Annotated in this window: 13 protein-coding genes and 3 pseudogenes; 10 read left to right on the forward strand and 6 right to left on the reverse strand. The window is 51.7% G+C overall.

The genetic code is table 11. The features are described from left to right. Window positions 1-224, reverse strand: a 224-nt coding sequence (locus E4P82_RS18315; protein WP_169250229.1) for an IS4/Tn5 family transposase DNA-binding protein, incomplete at its 3' end; no start/stop codon positions are given. Window positions 225-906: 682 nt separating this feature from the next. After that, window positions 907-1194, reverse strand: coding sequence for a glycosyltransferase family A protein (locus E4P82_RS23845; protein WP_169250249.1), 288 nt, complete (start codon window positions 1192-1194; stop codon window positions 907-909). A gap of 193 nt (window positions 1195-1387) precedes the next feature. On the opposite strand from E4P82_RS23845, the pseudogene E4P82_RS23850 reads away from it, so the two are divergent. From E4P82_RS23850 to E4P82_RS18330, 3 genes and pseudogenes are all read left to right on the forward strand, one after another. Then, window positions 1388-1600: pseudogene (locus E4P82_RS23850) on the forward strand (transposase); the annotation flags it as partial. Then, window positions 1537-1767, forward strand: coding sequence for a transposase (locus E4P82_RS23855; protein WP_420887141.1), 231 nt, complete (start codon window positions 1537-1539; stop codon window positions 1765-1767). The pseudogene E4P82_RS23850 and the gene E4P82_RS23855, both read left to right, overlap by 64 nt. A 3-nt stretch (window positions 1768-1770) precedes the next feature. After that, window positions 1771-2343 (forward strand): transposase, encoded by a 573-nt coding sequence (locus E4P82_RS18330; RefSeq protein ID WP_169250231.1) that lies wholly within the window; start codon window positions 1771-1773, stop codon window positions 2341-2343. 183 nt (window positions 2344-2526) lie between these two features. Here E4P82_RS18330 and E4P82_RS18335 read toward each other — a convergent pair whose 3' ends face one another. Beyond that, a complete protein-coding gene (locus E4P82_RS18335; protein ID WP_169250232.1) occupies window positions 2527-3711 on the reverse strand; it encodes a glycosyltransferase in 1185 nt (394 codons plus the stop codon). Between the two features lie 192 nt (window positions 3712-3903). Here E4P82_RS18335 and E4P82_RS18340 point away from each other — a divergent pair, with 192 nt between their 5' ends. From E4P82_RS18340 to E4P82_RS18360, 5 genes are all read left to right on the forward strand, one after another. Continuing rightward, the gene (locus E4P82_RS18340) at window positions 3904-5061 is read left to right on the forward strand and encodes a glycosyltransferase family 2 protein (protein ID WP_169250233.1); all 1158 of its coding nucleotides are present in this window, start codon (window positions 3904-3906) and stop codon (window positions 5059-5061) included. 8 nt (window positions 5062-5069) lie between these two features. Beyond that, the gene (locus E4P82_RS18345) at window positions 5070-6212 is read left to right on the forward strand and encodes a DegT/DnrJ/EryC1/StrS family aminotransferase (protein ID WP_211203215.1); all 1143 of its coding nucleotides are present in this window, start codon (window positions 5070-5072) and stop codon (window positions 6210-6212) included. Window positions 6213-6390: 178 nt separating this feature from the next. Continuing rightward, complete coding sequence (locus tag E4P82_RS18350) at window positions 6391-6801, forward strand: asparagine synthetase B family protein (RefSeq protein WP_211203216.1); 411 nt, start codon at window positions 6391-6393, stop codon at window positions 6799-6801. A gap of 20 nt (window positions 6802-6821) precedes the next feature. Beyond that, window positions 6822-8264 carry an asparagine synthase-related protein gene (locus E4P82_RS18355; protein WP_169250236.1) on the forward strand — a complete coding sequence of 481 codons (1443 nt, stop codon included), beginning with the start codon at window positions 6822-6824 and terminating at the stop codon, window positions 8262-8264. Window positions 8265-8735: 471 nt separating this feature from the next. Beyond that, window positions 8736-9119, forward strand: a complete 384-nt coding sequence (locus E4P82_RS18360) for a glycosyltransferase (RefSeq protein WP_169250237.1) — start codon at window positions 8736-8738, stop codon at window positions 9117-9119. A gap of 952 nt (window positions 9120-10071) precedes the next feature. Here E4P82_RS18360 and E4P82_RS18365 read toward each other — a convergent pair. Next, a pseudogene (locus tag E4P82_RS18365) lies at window positions 10072-11080 on the reverse strand (IS5 family transposase). Between the two features lie 134 nt (window positions 11081-11214). Between E4P82_RS18365 and E4P82_RS18370 the strand changes: the two are divergent. Beyond that, a complete protein-coding gene (locus tag E4P82_RS18370; protein ID WP_169250239.1) occupies window positions 11215-12231 on the forward strand; it encodes an IS110 family RNA-guided transposase in 1017 nt (338 codons plus the stop codon). A gap of 870 nt (window positions 12232-13101) precedes the next feature. Here E4P82_RS18370 and E4P82_RS18375 read toward each other — a convergent pair. Together E4P82_RS18375 and E4P82_RS18380 are read right to left on the reverse strand one after the other, a co-directional pair. Beyond that, entirely contained in the window at window positions 13102-13956 is an 855-nt protein-coding gene (locus E4P82_RS18375; protein ID WP_169250240.1) for a hypothetical protein, read from the reverse strand. Window positions 13957-14097: 141 nt separating this feature from the next. Then, window positions 14098-15135, reverse strand: a complete 1038-nt coding sequence (locus E4P82_RS18380) for a polysaccharide deacetylase family protein (protein ID WP_169250241.1) — start codon at window positions 15133-15135, stop codon at window positions 14098-14100. Between the two features lie 1046 nt (window positions 15136-16181). Here E4P82_RS18380 and E4P82_RS18385 point away from each other — a divergent pair. Continuing rightward, window positions 16182-17408: pseudogene (locus E4P82_RS18385) on the forward strand (IS4 family transposase); the annotation flags it as partial. Between the last annotated feature and the right edge of the window lie 68 nt (window positions 17409-17476).

The raw sequence follows: 17476 nt of genomic DNA on the forward strand, positions 1-17476 counted from the left end.
CCTGGATGCCACAACACCACCGGTTGGCCATGCATCCGTTCGACGCTGCAGTCCCAATGAGGGGTCAGTACGCGCTCCCAAGTGACCGCCTCATGGGCTAACAAACGATAGGCGGCCTGGGTTTCCGCCCAGCCATTGCAGGCGACCGGAATGCTGGCATTCGGTTGCGCCCCTAACCGTTCCGCCATCCGCACCAGTCGTCGATTCAACCGGGCATCACCCAAATCCGCTCCCCCCCAGTTCCGCCGCCGCCCAACCCACCTCCACCGTCTCCATGATTCTTCACCTTGTGCCGCTTGTTCGCTCCCTCAAAATGGAGGCCGCTACCCTCGCTATCAAGATCTGTGTAATGGATAGCCGGCAGAGCCGGGAGCTTACCTCATTGAGTTACAAAAAAATTTAGTCGCTTATTGACTCTGACTATCGTCATAAACCTAGGAAATATTTTATCTAATAATGGAATAAAAACGACGTAGTTCTGGATGAATCTGTTTGTGGTAAATCAAAAAAAGACCTGACCCAATAAACCATGGCGCTATACCGGTTGCCTATCGCCCAATTTGCGTTACCAATAACAAAAAAAGTCCCATGATCGAGATCTTCGCCTAACCGACTCATTCGTGATGCTCTTGGTTACATAGGACCGACTGTATATTAAAGAAGATAGATCTCGACGATTTCTTATAGTTGGATGTACCCGGATAGCAACATCTACGCTATTTACTGATTCAACAGAACCTGATTCGGCCAATCTTCGCATAAGGAATCTATCTTCGGAATCTGACAGCCTAGGTTCAAAGCCATTAATTGCTAGTAAGGCATCGCGAAGAGCGAAAAATATTGCATGTGCCTCCTGGAAAAGCAGTCCAGATAGATAAGTGTTCTACGGTAATGCATTTCCGCGGTTCAGTTTTTCTGCAGTATCTGGTTACCACTTTCATCTATATAGCAACATCCACCACCTATTAACACAAGCTTTGGATTCTTATCGGCAAAATTTACTTTTCGCTTTAAGTAATCTGGATACCATAAATCGTCCGAATCTAAGAAAGCAACATACTTTCCATGCGCTAGTTGAATTCCAGTATTCCTCGCAACAGAAGCCCCTTGATTCAATTGCCAATGATAATGAATCCTGTTATCAGAAAATGATGACACGATGGTTTCAATTGGATCGGTAGAGCCATCGTCAATAACAAAATAGTTCCCAGTCTTGAAAACTCTGTACTACGACAGACGCAATAGCTTCTCGAAGAAAAAGCGCCACGATTGAAAGTTGGGATTATGACAGTCACTATTGGCATGTTGATTCGTAACTAGGCGTTGTTGCATAAATCCGAACAATCCCCATGTTAGGGGGATGAACGAATAGACGCGGAAGTATCGGATGCGGAACTGGAGGGCGTATAACGCGGCGTTGGTTGATCGCGGGTCGCTGACGGTGGGGTGGGATGAAACGGCGTTGGAACGATGGCATGAAACCGAGCGAACGAGGCGGCGGAGCGCGCCGAAACGCGACACAGATTGGGCGGCGCAATGGGGGTTGGTGATGCGGAAAGTCTTTCATTGGCCGTTGCGGGCCTTGGAAGGCTTGCTGCGTTCGCTGCTGGCGCTGTTGCGGGTCACGCGCTCAACACCCCGGACGACAGCACGTTCAGCCGACGGGCGCCAGAACGGACGGTGTGGATCAGACGCCGCATGTGTTCGAAACCCCGGCATGTGGTGATCGACGCCACCGGTTTGAAGGTCTACGACGAAGGCGAATGAACGGTGCGCCAGCACGGAGCGAGTCGGTGTCGGACTTGGCGCAAGCGGCATCCGGCCGTGGATGCGGACTCCCACGAGGTCGTCGCCGCTGAATTGACTGTGGCTTTCGTGGGGGATGCCGAGGTATTGCCGGATTTGCTGGCTCAACTGCCGGCCGAGGCATCCATCGCCATCGTGGCCACCGATGGGGCTGACGATACGCAAGTCTGCCATCCAGCGTTGCTGGAGCGCCGGGTGACCGCCTTGATTCCGCCTCGCGCCGGGGCGGTGGCGTGGCCGCCACTGGCCGAAAGCCCACCGCATCCACGCACGGTGACTCTGGATGCCATTCAACAATACGGACGCACCCGCTGGAAACCGCTCAGTGGCTATCATCGGCGCAGCCTAGCTGAAGCCGCGATGCTTCGCCTTCAGAGGTTCTTTGGCGGGCATTTGAAAAATCATCGCTTCGATCCCCAAACCATCGAGGCCTATGCTCACCTCGCTGCCCTGAATATCATGACTCGTTGGGTATGCCGGAAACTGTCTCAGTCTGCTAACCAGACGCTCCAACATCTTTCCACACTCCACAGATGATTTATGCAACAAAGCCTCGTAACTGTCTCAGCTCCCCCCCGCAACGTTGTACCCAAAAAAGTGGTTCTCTGGGTATTCTCCGACGCCTAACCTACTGATTCGACGTTTGATGATTCAAGGTTCAGTCCAAAACCACACGAGAGGTCTGAATGGTTACGTTGGTCCCAAGCGTAGGGTATCGAGTTATCTATTGCGCAGCAAGTCGCGAGGTTTATATCCGAGAAGGAAATCAAAATATATTTTAACCATATTTTCAGCATTGACATCGGCGCTGTAATATCTCTCAATCCGATTTTGGCCATTTCTTACACATTCATTGGCTTTGGAAGGGCTGAAAAGCATCTCTAGCACCGCTTGCGCATAGTCTCTGGGATCGTGCTGCCTTACCAGCATACCGCCGGAGCTATCGTCCAGAACCTCGGCTAATCCACCAACACGATGCGCCACGACAGGTGTGCCCAAAACTACAGATTCCAGCACGGTCATCGGCAAGCCCTCATGATCGGAACACACCAGCAAGACATCCAAACTTGCCATACAGACGGATATGTCCTTTCGATAGCCATGAAAGCGCACCGAATCCCCCAGATTAAGCATTTTGGCCTGCGCCTCAAGGCTGGCTCGCAAGCTGCCATCGCCGAAAATGTGGAAGCGCAATGGCCAGGGTAGATTCTCGCGGCAGAGCAGCGCGGCCATCATCAGGAAGATATCGCCCCGCTTGACCGGCTCCAACCGTCCGACCAGACCGATATGGCGGTGTTGTGGATGGGTCAGGCGAAATTCGGCGGGATGGGTAGCCATGGCTACAATACTCTCTATATCAACGCCGTTGTTTACCAATGTGACCTTTCCGCGCGGGAAGATCGCAGATAAGCGATCTTGGAGATCCCGGGAAACGGCGATTACCCGATCTTGTAGATAGCACCCAACCGCCAAGTCCAGCCAACGGAACAGGTGCTTATGGAGCTGGATCCAGGGCGGCGCATGTTCGGGCGCGCCGTGGACGGTGCGCGCGCAGGGTGCGCGTAGGGTAGTGGCGTTGGCTAGGCCAGCCAAGACGTTTTCCTTCTGGCGATGGGTGTGGATCACATGCGGCTGGTATCGACGCAGCAGCCGACGCAGGTCCAGAAAAATCCGTAATCCGTTGAGTCGAGATTCGTCCAGGACATCCACAGACACCCCTGAAGCCCGCAGGCGCTCGGCAGTCTCATCTTCGTTCAGGAGCACCGCTCGTGCTTGGATATCGTCCCGTTTGTTCAGGTGGGTCAGCAACGTGTGGAGCTGAGCTTCGGCCCCGGCCCAGCGGTCGCCAGAGGCGACGTGCAGCACGGTGAGCGGTGACGTGTGAGGCGGCAACGAAGAAGCCATGGGGTTCTAGAATCTCAACTGAATTGGGCTATGCTGGGTTTTGTTGCTACTACCACGACATGAATGGAGAAAATATATAAAATAGTATCACTTTCCAATAGGTAATTGGACTGTTATACGAACCAGCTTGCTAGCCATTTCAATTAGTTATCTCAAGCAAGCAGACACTCACAGATCGAACTTAGCATAACGATGCCGAGAGAGATAGGATCTTTGCTGTTCTGGATACTGTTGCTGCTGTCAATGTACAGCTATTTTCTCTATCCGCTGCTATTGCGCGGGCTGCTGGCTTGGTGGGGGGCGATGGCCGACAGCCCACTGGCAAACGCGGTGGAACCACCCACGGTGAGCCTGATCATAACCGCCTACAACGAGGCTGCCCGGATTCGCGGCAAGCTGGACAACACCCTGGCTATCGTCTATCCACGGGATCGACTGGAAATCATTGTCGCCTCGGATTGCTCGTCAGATGAAACCGACGCCATTGTGAGTGAGTACGTGGACCGGGGAGTACGGCTGGTGCGTGCCAGGGAGCGGCTGGGCAAGGAGCACGCTCAGCAGTGCGCCGTCCGGGTAACCCGAAGCGAGATCCTGGTGTTTTCCGATGTGGCCACCCAGATTCCCCCGGAAGCCATCAGCAAGCTGGTAGCGGTTTTTGCCAATCCCAAGGTAGGCGCGGTGTCCAGCGAGGATCGCTTTCTCAGTCAGGATGGCGGGCTGGTGGGCGAGGGCGCCTATGTGCGCTATGAAATGGGACTGCGGCGGATGGAATCCCGACTAGCAGGGTTGGTTGGCCTCTCCGGATCGTTCTTCGCCGCCCGCCAGGCGGTGTGCGCCGACTGGGACATCCACGCTCCCAGTGACTTCAACACCGCGCTCAACTGCGCCCGCCTGGGGCTTAAGGCGGTGACCGCTCCGGACGTTCTGGGCTACTATCGGGACCTGAAAAACCCTGGCCAGGAGTACCAGCGCAAGCTGCGTACGGTGCTGCGCGGAATAACTGGTCTGGCCCGGCATCTGGAAGTGCTCAACCCAGTTTGCTTCGGTCTGTTTGCTTTTCAGGTGTGGAGCCACAAGGTGATGCGCTGGTTGGCGCCTTGGTGCCTGCTTGGACTGCTCGCCGTCACGCTCGCCATTCACGACCAGCATGGATTCTACGCCCTGGCCCTGTGGGGGCAGGCCCTGTTTTACGGAACGGCGCTGGCGGCGCATCTGCAACCCCGGCTGGGGACGTTGACCCCGGTACGCATCATCTACTTTTTCGTTCAGGCCAACATCGCCGTCGCCCAAGCCACATTGTACTTTTTGACCGGGCGGCGGATGACCACTTGGCAACCGTCCACTCGCTGATGTACAAAATGCTCCCTCCTGTCGGTGAGCCAATACGCCTCGGGCCGAGAAGCGACCCGCCGGAGTTTACCGGTTTCCATTCTGTCTGGACCCAGAGCGGTACAGCCGCCCTGGCTTTGGCAGTGCGCCTGGCCATGGATCAGCGGCCTGACGTTGCACGACCCGAAGTGCTGATCCCAGCCCATGGTTGCCCAGATCTGGTCGCTGCGGTGCGGTTTGCCGGGGCTATCCCCATCCTGGTCGACATCGGGCCGGAAGACCCGGGTTTTGACCCGGCCAGCTTGGAGCAGGCCTGGACAAAGGCGACTGTTGCCGTGGTGGCCGTGAATTTCCTTGGAATCCGCGAGCGCGTCCACGACCTAGCCCATGCCGCCACAACCCGGAACACTTGGCTCATCGAGGACAGCGCCCAGTGGTATCCTGAACCACAAGCTGATGAAAATGAGCCTTTTTCTCCAACCGACGCCGTGATTCTCAGTTTCGGTCGTGGCAAACCGGTAAGTCTGTTGGGGGGCGGAGCATTACTCGTGCGGGAGGGCCGGGAATCGAATCCAGCACTGGAGAGCTTGAAGGCCGCTCCGAACGAGTGGTTGCCAGCGTTGAAGATCGCTCTCTACAATCAGCTACTACAACCGCGCTGGTATGGGCTGATCGGCCGCAATCCCTTGCTATCGGTGGGCGGGACCCACTACGCTCCACTGGTTGGCGTGCAAGCCATGGCTAGCTGGCGGTTGGAACTGTTAGGATCGAACGCGGCGGCGTGGCTGGACCGGGATCGCTGGCGCGAGACGGCCATCAGTGAGATGCTGATTAGTTGTGAAGCGGTGGCGGTAAACTTGCCCCATCTGCTGAAAGAGCGGACCCGACGATTATTGCGCTATCCTCTGCTGTGTCGGGACCGGGAAACCCGAGATCGGTTACTGGCGCAGTTGGTAACCGCTGGTTTAGGTGCGACGGCAATGTATCGAGAGGCATTGCCCTGGGTGCCGGGAGTAGCGCCGGTGCTGGATGTGATCCCGGCGCTGCCCGGCGCACGGGCGTTCGCGGAACACCTCCTGACTCTGCCGGTACATGACGGAGTAAGCCGGAAGGATATTGAATGCATGGAGGAGGTGATCCGGTCGGAGGTGACAATTGTTCTGGAAAACTGATCCCGGGTTTTCATCCGCTGATAACCAAACTTGCAACGAATCTTTCTCTTAAATCAAAATCCTTAGAGTTACTAGATTTTATGTGTGGAATCGCTGGTTATTATTTTCCTCATACCAACAGATCTTACATTTCACATGCTTTAAATTTTGACAAACTCGCATTTTGTCCTAGGACATCGTGGACCCGATTCTCACGGTTCATGGTGGTCTGATCGCGGTGACTTGTTTTTTCTTTCACTCCCGTCTTGCAATACAGGATTTATCTCCCATGGGACACCAACCCATGGTCTCTCTTTGCGGAAGATTTTGTATTTCTTTTAATGGAGAAATCTACAATTTTCGTGATCTATCGGCTGAGCTACTATCGCTAGGTATTGCGCTTAGAGGGCATTCTGATACCGAAGTTATTCTTGAATATATTGCCCACTTTGGTCTCGAAAAGGCATTGAAATGTGTTATAGGGATGTTTGCATTTTCTCTTTATGATCGAAATACTGAAAGGTTATATCTGGTTCGTGATCGGATTGGTGAAAAGCCGCTATATTGGTTTTTTCGACCAGGGAAAGCTTGCATTTGCCTCGGAGATTAAGGCACTCAAGGCGATGATTGGTGACGTTGGAAATTTTTGATCGTCTGTCGCTTGGTCAATATTTTCGGTATGGCTACATTCCTGATCCCCGATCAATATACAGCAAGATAAGAAAGGTGATGCCGGGTTGCTTGTTGGATATTTCAGTTCGTGGCGATAATGACTGTAGAGATCTATCCATAGACGAGTTTAGCTCTAAATATTCAAAAACTTATTGGAGCTTGAAAGCTATTAGGAACCAATCCTTACAAAACCCTTTTGAAACACATGAACAAGCCGTTTCCGAGATTCATAAGTTGCTCAAGGATACGATTGCAAACCAATCTATTGCCGACGTCGATTTGGGTGTTTATCTTTCTGGTGGTATCGATTCCACCCTAGTCGCGGCTGTGTTACAAAGTCAAAACAAGATTCCTGTTAAGAGCTTTACTGTAGGATTCACCAATCCTATGTTTAATGAAGCGGGTTTTGCTCGGAATTTAGCTTCCCATATTGGTACTCGGCATCATGAAATCGCAGTATCGGACTCCGATCTCCTAGAATTGATCGAGCGCCTACCTAAAGTCTATGATGAACCTCTTGCTAATGCCTCTCAAATACCTACTATTTTACTCTCTAAATATGCGAGACAACATGTAAAGGTTTGTCTTTCGGGTGACGGCGGTGATGAGTTATTTGCGGGATATAACCGATACCTCTGGGGAGCGAAGATTGCATGTTTCAATCAGCGATATTCACGCCTGACTAAACGGAGTTTATCTGAGACCTTATCTCTTTTAAGAAAGTTCTCTGCTAAATTCGAGTCGTTTGTAGCCTTTATGGGTTTTAAACCAGTACAAAATATTGAAGTTAAATTAGCTAAACTTATCACAAGCCTAAATATCACTAAAGAAAGTGAGCTGTATGATTTTCTCCTTAGTATTTGGAATTTTAAAAACCCAGCCGGTACTTGTAATCATCAATTCTTAATTCCCTATGAAGATTTTACACATGAAGGATTTATCGATGCGGCTATGTTGTCGGATCAGTTGCATTATCTTCCAGGGGATAACTTAGCCAAGGTAGACAGAGCCAGCATGGCTTATTCATTGGAAGTACGCCTCCCTCTGCTATCTCATGAGTTACTGACTCAAGCGTGGAGAGTACCACTGGAAATGAGGCTCAAGGGAGGACAATCGAAGTCGATTTTAAGGGAAATTCTTTACCGATATGTGCCTAGGTCTTTAGTAGAACGGCCGAAAATGGGATTTTCTGTACCACTCGGAGAGTGGCTGAGAGGGCCGTTGCGGGAATGGATGAATGACCTTTTGAATGCGCGTGAGTTCCGGGAATCTGGGTTATTGAATGTGAAGTTAATCGATAAAGCATGGGAAGAACATATATCTAAGAGATTGGATAACTCAGCTAAGCTTTGGTGCATCTTCGTGTTCCTGCAGTGGCAGAAGGCAGCCGATAATTTATAAATATAGCTTTCCTTTTTTATTTTAGGAATTTTGACTATAATATTAATATAAAATATCCAATCTTCATATATGGATCATGACGATACTAAAGTTAAAAAAAGCAAAATTTAACTTAATTCGAAGTATATCTTGGTTAGCCGACTTGAAATGACGATAGGGTAAAACATGTAAGCGTCTGCCAACACTTGAAAAACTCAGGGAGAAACAGGTCAAATTCTTTCCGAGAGAGTCCGGTGCAAGCTCTAAATTGTCTTTCGTCGTGAACAGCCATCTATTTAAATTTTCGCATGGCGGCTCTCCTTATGAAGGAGTCCTCATATAACTAAAAATGAGGACTAATTGGAAAATAAACCACAATTTATTGATAACACAGAATAATATTTTTGATCATGCCACTAACATATCAAAAAATAATGAAGTGATGAAGAAGTTATTTAAAACATTTTATTAAGCTGTAAAAGAGGTATTTGTTTGGAATCATTATCAATTTCTTTTATCATCCCAGCCCTTAATGAGGCAGAAAACATTGGGAATACCATAAAGTCTATCCAGTATTTTATGATAAAGACTGGCTTAGATTATGAAATTATTGTAATTGATAATGGCTCCCAAGATGCAACTGTTGAAATAGTGAAAAACCTAGGAGTGCAAGTCAGCGTACATGTTGGAGGCACTATTGGTCATCTCAGAAATATAGGCGCTGATAAGGCAAAGGGGAAAGTACTGATATTTTTAGATGCGGATGTAGTCTTAACAGAGCATTGGGGCCATCAAATACATTTCGTGAATGACATGCTTTGCAATAGAGAAAAGCTTTTTGACTGGTTCGCACTGTGCACCACCAGAAAGCAATAACTTTCTGCTAAAGTATTGGTTTCAAAGTTTAGCGTGCGATCCTCGCAATACTCACTTAGGCACAGGACATATGATTTTATCAAAAAACTGCTTTCTTTGATATCGGTGGTTTTGATGAGACATTGAAAACTGGTGAAGATTATGAATTTTGTGAGAGGGCAAAGACTAAAAAAATATAAAATAAAAAAACATTCCTGAGTTAAAGGTAATTCACTATGGATTTCCAACGACCATCAATGATTTTATAAAGAGAGAAATTTGGCATGGGCAAGGCGATCTTATATCAATTTCTAGCATGTTACAGTCAAAAAGTCGTCGTAGGAACTTTAATTTTCATGTTACTAAATTTATTCATTTTTCTGAGTGTGATCAATTATGATATATGCACTTCAGTCATCGCACTTTCCCTTTTAGGTGGTATGCTTTTATTGTCTTCAATTATGAAAAATAGGCATATGAATAAAAAAAACTATTATCTATAATGGAGGAATATTTTTATTTTTACTATCTTGGCAGGGCTTTTGCTATAATAAGAAAAATTTTTCGATAGTTCTTGTGAAAAATTTGTGATTATCTCGCATAAAAGTTGGGTCCCGCGAGATTGTGTTAACATTAGGAATCGTCGTTTACTGGAATCAAGACGGTTCTTACACGATCTGATCCTCGCGCTATGGAGGCCCTGATGGGCACCTCGAAAAACCTGGTCATGAGAAAAGCAGGGCATTTTAAATGCTTCTCAACCAGTTCATTCTATAGGCTATTTCAGACAATAGGGCACCTCGAATAACCCGAGATTTTCGGTGAATCTGGCGACGAAACAATGCGCGCGACTGAATCACCTTCGATTTTTCCGGGAAGCGGCAACGCTGCAAGGTCATCGCGGCCGATTTTCTCTTCGAATAGCCCGTTTTTTGGGCCATTCGACCCATTTCGGGCGTCATAAGGCTTCAATTTACGCCCTCTTCAGGTCAGTCAGCCGCTGCAGATTTGTAGCAGGCCACCATCATGGTCATCGCGAAGTTGGCGCGTGCCTGGCCAATGGTGCGAATCAGCTTGCCGCCCATCTGTTCAATGGCACCGAACACATGTTCAACGCGCGCCCTCGTCTTGGCAATACGCAGGTTGCGCCGCTCCTGGCATTCGGACAGCGGTTGATTCCGGTGCCCCTTGCGCTGGATGTAGTTGCGGTATCCAGCGGTTTTCAGCTTGGCCTCCCGCTCCGCACTGGGGTAGCCCTTGTCGGCGAACACGTCCCGGTTGGTGTTGGCCGGGTCGAGCACCGTGTCGAAATGCCGGCTGTCGTGTGTCGAGGCGGTATCGGTTTCAAGCTTGCGGATCACCTTGTAGCGCTTGTCCATGTTGATGGACAGCTTGTAGCCGTAATGGCTCTTGCCATGCTTCCTGGTCCAGGTCGCATCCAAGTCCTTCTGCCGCCGCTTGGCTGGCTTCCAGTCCGCCGGCATGGCTTCTTGCTTGATCTGTTCCTTGTCTTCCTTCGTGAAATGTTGCTTCGGCGCCGGCACCAGGGTCGCGTCGATGATCTGGTCACCACGGGCAACGTAGCCTTGCTTCAGCAACTGCCGCTCCACGCCATCGAACAGGGCTTTCGCCCCGGCTTCGCCGATGCGGTTCTCGAAGGTCCAGATCGTGGTGCGGTCCGGGATGCTCGCCGCATTCGCTAGGCCACAGAAACGCTGGTAGCTCATCCGATTCAGAAGCGGGTATTTCATCGGCTCGTCCGACAGGTTGCACAGCCGCTTGACCACCAAAATCCGGACCATCGTCTCGGTAGGAAACGGCGGCCGGCCTCCTTGCAGGCTGACCGGACGCAGGGCTACACAGTCCACTTCCGCCGCCAACGCCTTGAAGTCAACATGTCGCTCCATCACTTGCAGCACATCGCCCAGGTGGTCCATTTTGGCTTCGCGTTCCTCGGCGGCAAACAGCCTTTCTTTGATCATCGGAGATGCAGACTCTTGGCGGAAATCAATAACCCCTTTTTCTCATGACCAGGTTTTTCGTAATGGAATGGACTCACCCGCTCCCTCACGGCTTCAATAGAGCCACAGTGTGTAACGAGAGAGCGGAGAGTCCGATGAAAAAGGTGAGCGTGCTGGGTCTCGATTTGGCAAAGCAGGTCTTCCAGGTGCACGGTGTCGATGAGCGAGGACACCGAAGTGTGTCCAAGCGCTTGCGTCGCGCATCGCTGCCCGGCTTCATCGCCCAGTTGCCACCGTGCTTGATCGGCATGGAGGCTTGCGGCAGTGCCCACTACTGGGCGCGCAAGTTCCAGGGGTACGGTCACGAGGTGCGGCTGATCAGCCCGCAGTTCGTCAAGCCGTATGTGAAAAGCCAGAAGAACGATGCCAACGACGCCGAGGCGATCTGTGAGGCAGTGAGCCGCCCGCACATGCGTTTCGTGCCGATTAAGACGCCCGAGCAGCAGGACATGCAGGCCGAGCATCGCGCCCGCCAGTTGCTGGTCAAACAGCGCACCGCGCTGGTCAATCAGATCCGGGAGCTGCTCGGCGAGTATGGCATCGTTATCGCGCAGGGCATGACGGCCGTGCGCAAGCGCCTGCCAGAGATTCTCGAAGACGCCGACAACGGCCTCAACCCCTTGGTACGCGTCTTGTTCGCCCGGCTCCATGAGCAGGTTCAGGCGCTCGATGCGCAGATCGCCGACAGCGACCAGGCGATCAAGCAGGCGGTTCACAGTGATGAGCGCTGCCAACGGCTGCAGAGCATGGATGGGATCGGCCCCCTAATTGCCACCGCGCTGGTGGCAGCCGTCGGTGATGCCCAAACGTTCAGCAACGGCCGGCAGTTGGCGGCTTGGTTGGGACTGGTACCGCGCCAGCACAGCAGCGGGGGCAAACCGACGCTGCTGGGGATCAGTAAACGCGGGGATCGGTATCTGCGCACCCTGCTGATCCACGGGGCGCGGGCCGTTATCTACCGGGTCAAGGATGCGAGCAGCCGGCGGGCCCTGTGGCTCAAGCAGATGATCGAGCGCTGCGGTATCAACCGTGCCACCGTGGCCCTGGCCAACAAGATGGCCCGTATCGCTTGGGCCTTGCTGGCCTGCGGTGAGGTCTGTCGGGCGGCATGAAACGACACGACGTCGGCGCTCAGTACCGATGATTTGATGATGGCGATGATAGCGGGGGCCGATCACACGATTGCGACGGTGATTTGTCGGTGATAGCGAGACAGGTAAGACCGATCCTTTGCGAACCTGCGGGAACCTTGGCACTGCGATGCCGCTTTCGTGATCAGGGCAAAGGGAGCGGATTTCCATCAGGGCTGGGAAGCGTCAGCTTCCGTCAACAAGCCGGATATATGGCCGCAGTCGATATCCTTGGTTTCGCTCACGGCAGATCCCCTTGCAACGCGGGTGAGTCCATATAGGTGCCCGGTTGGGCACGCCTGCTCCGCTAGGCGTGGGGCTTGGCCAAAAGTTGCGACCGCGAGATCCGTGTCTTTGAGCAGCGTGTTTTGACGATGACCTTGAAGGTCCTGATGCAGTGGTCTATGCCGCCCGCGAAGGCACGCCCTCGGCTGGGAATGGCCGACCCAGCATGGCTGCCTTGCGCGCTGCTTGCGAAGCGCGCAAGGCAGCCTGCATCCAAAAATCCATGCCTGGCGATAGAGTTGCTCAACAACTGGGACACCATTTTCCAGGTAGTGCGGTGCCCAAAATATCTTTATGACGAACAGCGAGGCCAAGCGCGCCCTGCAGCATTGGGTGATCTACGCAAGCTTAGTCTGAGCACCCGCACCCGGTAGGCTCGCAGGCTCTTCACCTCGCCCTGTTCGCCAGCATCATCGATACCTGCCGCCAGTGTGGCCATGCTCTTTGGCGCACTCTCGAACACGCCCTTGCCGACCACCCGCGCGCTGGACTACCTCTCACTCCCCTTATCTCAGTAGAATGGAGTAAAAGAGTACATATGTATTGATGCAGGATACATCCCCTAGCTTACTTGATTTCTAGATTAGTTGGCGCATCAAGTCCTATTTTCTGTGCCGCTAAAAGACTGCTCGTAGCTACTGTGAAATCATCCAGCATCCATTGCGTATCCTCGGTATATGTGGCGTTGGCCCACCCCATCAAATAGCCAGCGTGCCACCCATTCGGACAAGTCCCACAAATTGGTAAGTTTAGCCCAGTCAACTCGTGTAGTTTGGTAAACGTAGATTCATTCTCCCACCGCCGCCAAAACCGAATGGCGCCATCGTTGGATACGCTAGAGGTGGAGGCGACTAACTGGTATACGACTTGCATCCACCGATCCCGATCTTGCGGCACGCTGATGAATGGCTTGGTTTGTTGATAGGAGCCGCATCCGCCATTTCCGCTGTTGTGACAAATTGAAATTGTGCTGCCGCCGGTGCCGTCAGGGTGTATTCCCCAAACCGCCTCAGGGCCAGTTGATTCATAAGCTTGCATCCAGATTGCGAGCCACTTTTGGTTAAACGCGGAACCGATAGTGCCGTGTGAGTAGTTAATCGGGACTCTGATCCAATAACTAATCCATATCTCCCGATAAGCTCCGCCAAGATCGAACCTTTGTTCTGACATACTGTTTCCGATGTTGTACCGGAACCGCAGTGCAACATCGCCGGTATATGCCTCGAAATGATTCGGTGTAATTTGATCAAGTTGATCAGGTGGATTAATAGCACTAGCTCCATATACTCGCCCGTTGGGTGTAATCAGACTAGTGTAATTTGTCCCTCCCCAACTAAATCCATCTGCGTTGGTCGTGGTGAAATTTTTTTGTCTCGAAACCATCAAAAAAACAAAAACTTCTGAATTAGCAATGGAACACATTAATAAGCCATTAAATAAAACAAATAAAAACAGTCATGATTTTCATAAAAACCCTCTCCTCATAGATGAGTTAGTTTGACTATAACAGTTGTGAGCGAGTTTTTGCAGTTATCACACTACTATTCATTGAATCTGCGATACTCACATCGCAGAGTATTGAATAATTAGATCCATCCAGACAGGCGCGCTAAAAAAATCATGCTGGCAACGGCATATATCTTCATGGATGCCAATCCGCAAAAGCTGATGGACCGAAGTTGTGTGAGAATTTATTCCTCGCCGAGTAGTTACAGCGGCATCATAGTGTTGCTGTACCAAACCCAAAGCCGATAACGATATATCGCCATTCGGATAACAGAACAACCGCACCGGTCGGTCCAGCCGCTCCTGCAACAGACTTTGACTGTTCACTACCTCCCGAATTGTGTCTTGATCATCGATGGCGCCATTTAAACGAATATGGTGGCAAGTATGGCTACCGATCTCGATGAGCTGGCTTTCGACCATCGAGCGCAGTTCGTCCCAGTTCAATAGCGGTCTCTCAGACCAAGATCCTAACCCCAGTTCTTTCTCGATTTGGTCCAACCTCTCGGAAAGCTCTTGGTCCGTGAGCATCTTACAGGCTGCAATCACCCTGGAAATCTCATCAGGTGTTGGCTTCCTATCGATTGGCTCGGGCGCCAACTCGCGGAGCCACCCTACCGACGGACAGCCGGCTAACACCTCTGGCACACGCAATACCCGCGCTACTCGATTCGGCCAAAACATCTTTTCAGTACCCACCATGTGCGAGACCGTAAAAATGGTCGCCGGTGTTTCCGTTTCCCGAAGAATGGGCAAAGCGAACTCAAAATTGTCGCGCCAACCATCATCGAATGTAATCGCACAAGCCCGCAACGGCAAGGTTTTGCCTCGCCGTGCCCGATCCACCCAGTCGCCTAAACTGACCAAATCAAATTCTGATCTAAGCCAATGCAGATGGCGCCGAAAAGTTGAGGGTGTCACCATCATGCCGGGTTCCTCGGTAGCGGCCCGAGGATCATCCGCCGGCAATATCCGATGATACATCAGCACCCACAAGCGAGGTTTGTTCAATGGCCAACGCTGCGGTCCAGCCATGGCCACCACGCGGCGTATCGCCTGCTTTGCAAGGTTTCGGGTCAGACTCGCCACCGTCATTACAGGGTTCGCTGGACGCACAAAGCGTCTATTGAAGTTCCAAACGCATTCGATAGGGTTAAGATATCGATCCACGATCCCGCCCAATCCACGAATCCGTTTGAAGCAAGAAAAAAGCCAAAATCAATAAGCCAATAAAATCAATATATAGTGCCTAATATTAATCATTATATACATGATATTGTTTTTTAGGTGAATAATGATCTACACAAAAAAGACAACAATCTGACAAAAAATTTTCATAATCTGACTATTTTTTATAACATATGTATCATTATTAAATCAGTACTCAATTTATGGATTATAGAGGGTTGAGATCGATTCGACCCGGTAGAAAGTAGGGGGCTATCCTGAACGGGTTTGAAACGGATACGACTGCGGTTTACCGCAACGATGGTCAACTTCCAAAACCTGTTGGATGACGCCAAAATGTTACGAAACTGTCCTGAGTTGCGCGGGTCAGGGGGCGCGCGCTACCTGCACTGTGACGCAGCGGCAATTACCCAGCAGGGGCGGATATCACCCAACCAACATGACGAAAGTACTGCTGCAAATGGTGTCAACGTTACTTTGACGATCTGCGGGTACAGTGTTGGCGGGGCATCATCAGCCACTGCAGGTTTTGATCTTGTGTCTGTATTTCATGGGATTAAATCTATCCAATGCCCAAGTTGCCCAGGAGTTGGGGTTGAACCCGAACGACGCCCAGCGGATGAGCAAACAGCTTCGGGACAGAATCGTCTGTCACCAACCAGAACCGTGCTTGTCGGGAGAGGTGGAATGTAACGAAGTGTATGTGGTGGTCGGTCACAAGGGGCATCCGGCGGCTGTGAAAAAAGAGGCAAGGCGGAAAGGCCGACGCCTGAAAGGGGCGTGGGGTGATAAGCGCCAATTTAAGATGGTAACAGATTGAAAGACATGTAAAAGAATAGCAGGCTCAAGGTTTCTTGACCAACCTGGGTGACCAGAGGACCGCCATGAGTCTGCCCTTTGGAACTGTGGATACGACCTTTGAAAGTTTCTGACACGAACTACCCGAGGACTATCAGGAGCTAGCACTCGAATTCAAAGCGTTCTGTCAGTCACGCAAGATCAAAACCCCGGAGCGGTTGATGCAGGTGGTGATGTGCTACTGCGGGATTGACGCGGCGCTGCGCGAGACGGCGGGGAACTTCACCTTGCTGGAGGAGCGGATCAGCGATACGGCGATTTACAAGCGGCTGAAAGCCTGTGTGCCATGGGTGAAGGCTCTACTCGGTCGGATGATGGGGGAGGCGTTCCAACCGGTGACCGAAGGACGCTTACGGTTTCTGATTGTCGATGGTTCGACGGTACAAGCCCCAGGCGCGAAGGGTACCGACTATCGACTGCACATCGCCATTGACCTGGTGCGGTTGCATCTGATCCATGTCAAAGTGACGGATGCGCATGAAGGCGAGCGCCTGGATCATTATCCGCTACAAGATGGGGACGTGGTGGTGCTGGATCGGGGGTATAACCAAGCGCAAATGTGGATCGACCACGTGGATCGCGGGATCAGTTTGATCGTGCGTTACAACCCGCACAGCCTCAATCTCCATGATGCCGAGGGCCAGCAAATCGAGGTCGATGCGGTCCTGAGGAAGGCGACGACGGCGGAAGTCCGTCTCCCGGTTCAGGTGCACGGCAAGAAGAAAGAATTCATGAAGGGGTACCTGCATGCGCGGCGCTTGCCGGCGGCGCCAGCCGCGCAAGCCCGGCGCCGGGCGCGGGCGGAAGCCCGCAAGAAGGGACGCGCCGTCCAGCAACGGACCTTGGCCTTGGCCGAGTGGGTCTTGCTCTTCACGACCTTGGCGCCAGAGGTGCTGCCCACAGAGACGGTGATGGCGCTCTACCGGGTTCGCTGGCAGGTGGAACTAGCCATCAAGCAATTGAAAAGTATATTAAACATGGATCATCTCCGGGCCAAAAAGGACAGCGTGCTGGCCGATTTGTACCTGCATGGCAAGTTGCTTTATGCCTGGGTGATTGAAAAACGCCTGGGGCGACGAAGTGGTCTGGATTGGAATCGGTTGGATCAACCGCGCCGGGCGACCCCGTGGCGGGTGGTCAAACTCTTGCGACAAGAATTCATGAGTGCCATCAGTGGGGTGCATCTGTGGGATTTCCGTCGCTGGGTAGAAGCCCTACAAGTGATGCGGGAACGTCCCCGGCGTCGGGCCCTCCAAACCGTCCCAGAACGAATCCGCCAATTAATCGCCGACTGTCAAGCGCGGGGAGTTAGTAATATCTGAATGGTTGGCTTAAGTTGGCGCTTATGGGGCGTGGGGGTACGGGGGTGCGGCACGCTGGACAGCGAAAA

Source organism: Candidatus Competibacter phosphatis (assembly GCF_012939995.1).
Taxonomy (GTDB): domain Bacteria; phylum Pseudomonadota; class Gammaproteobacteria; order Competibacterales; family Competibacteraceae; genus Competibacter; species Competibacter phosphatis.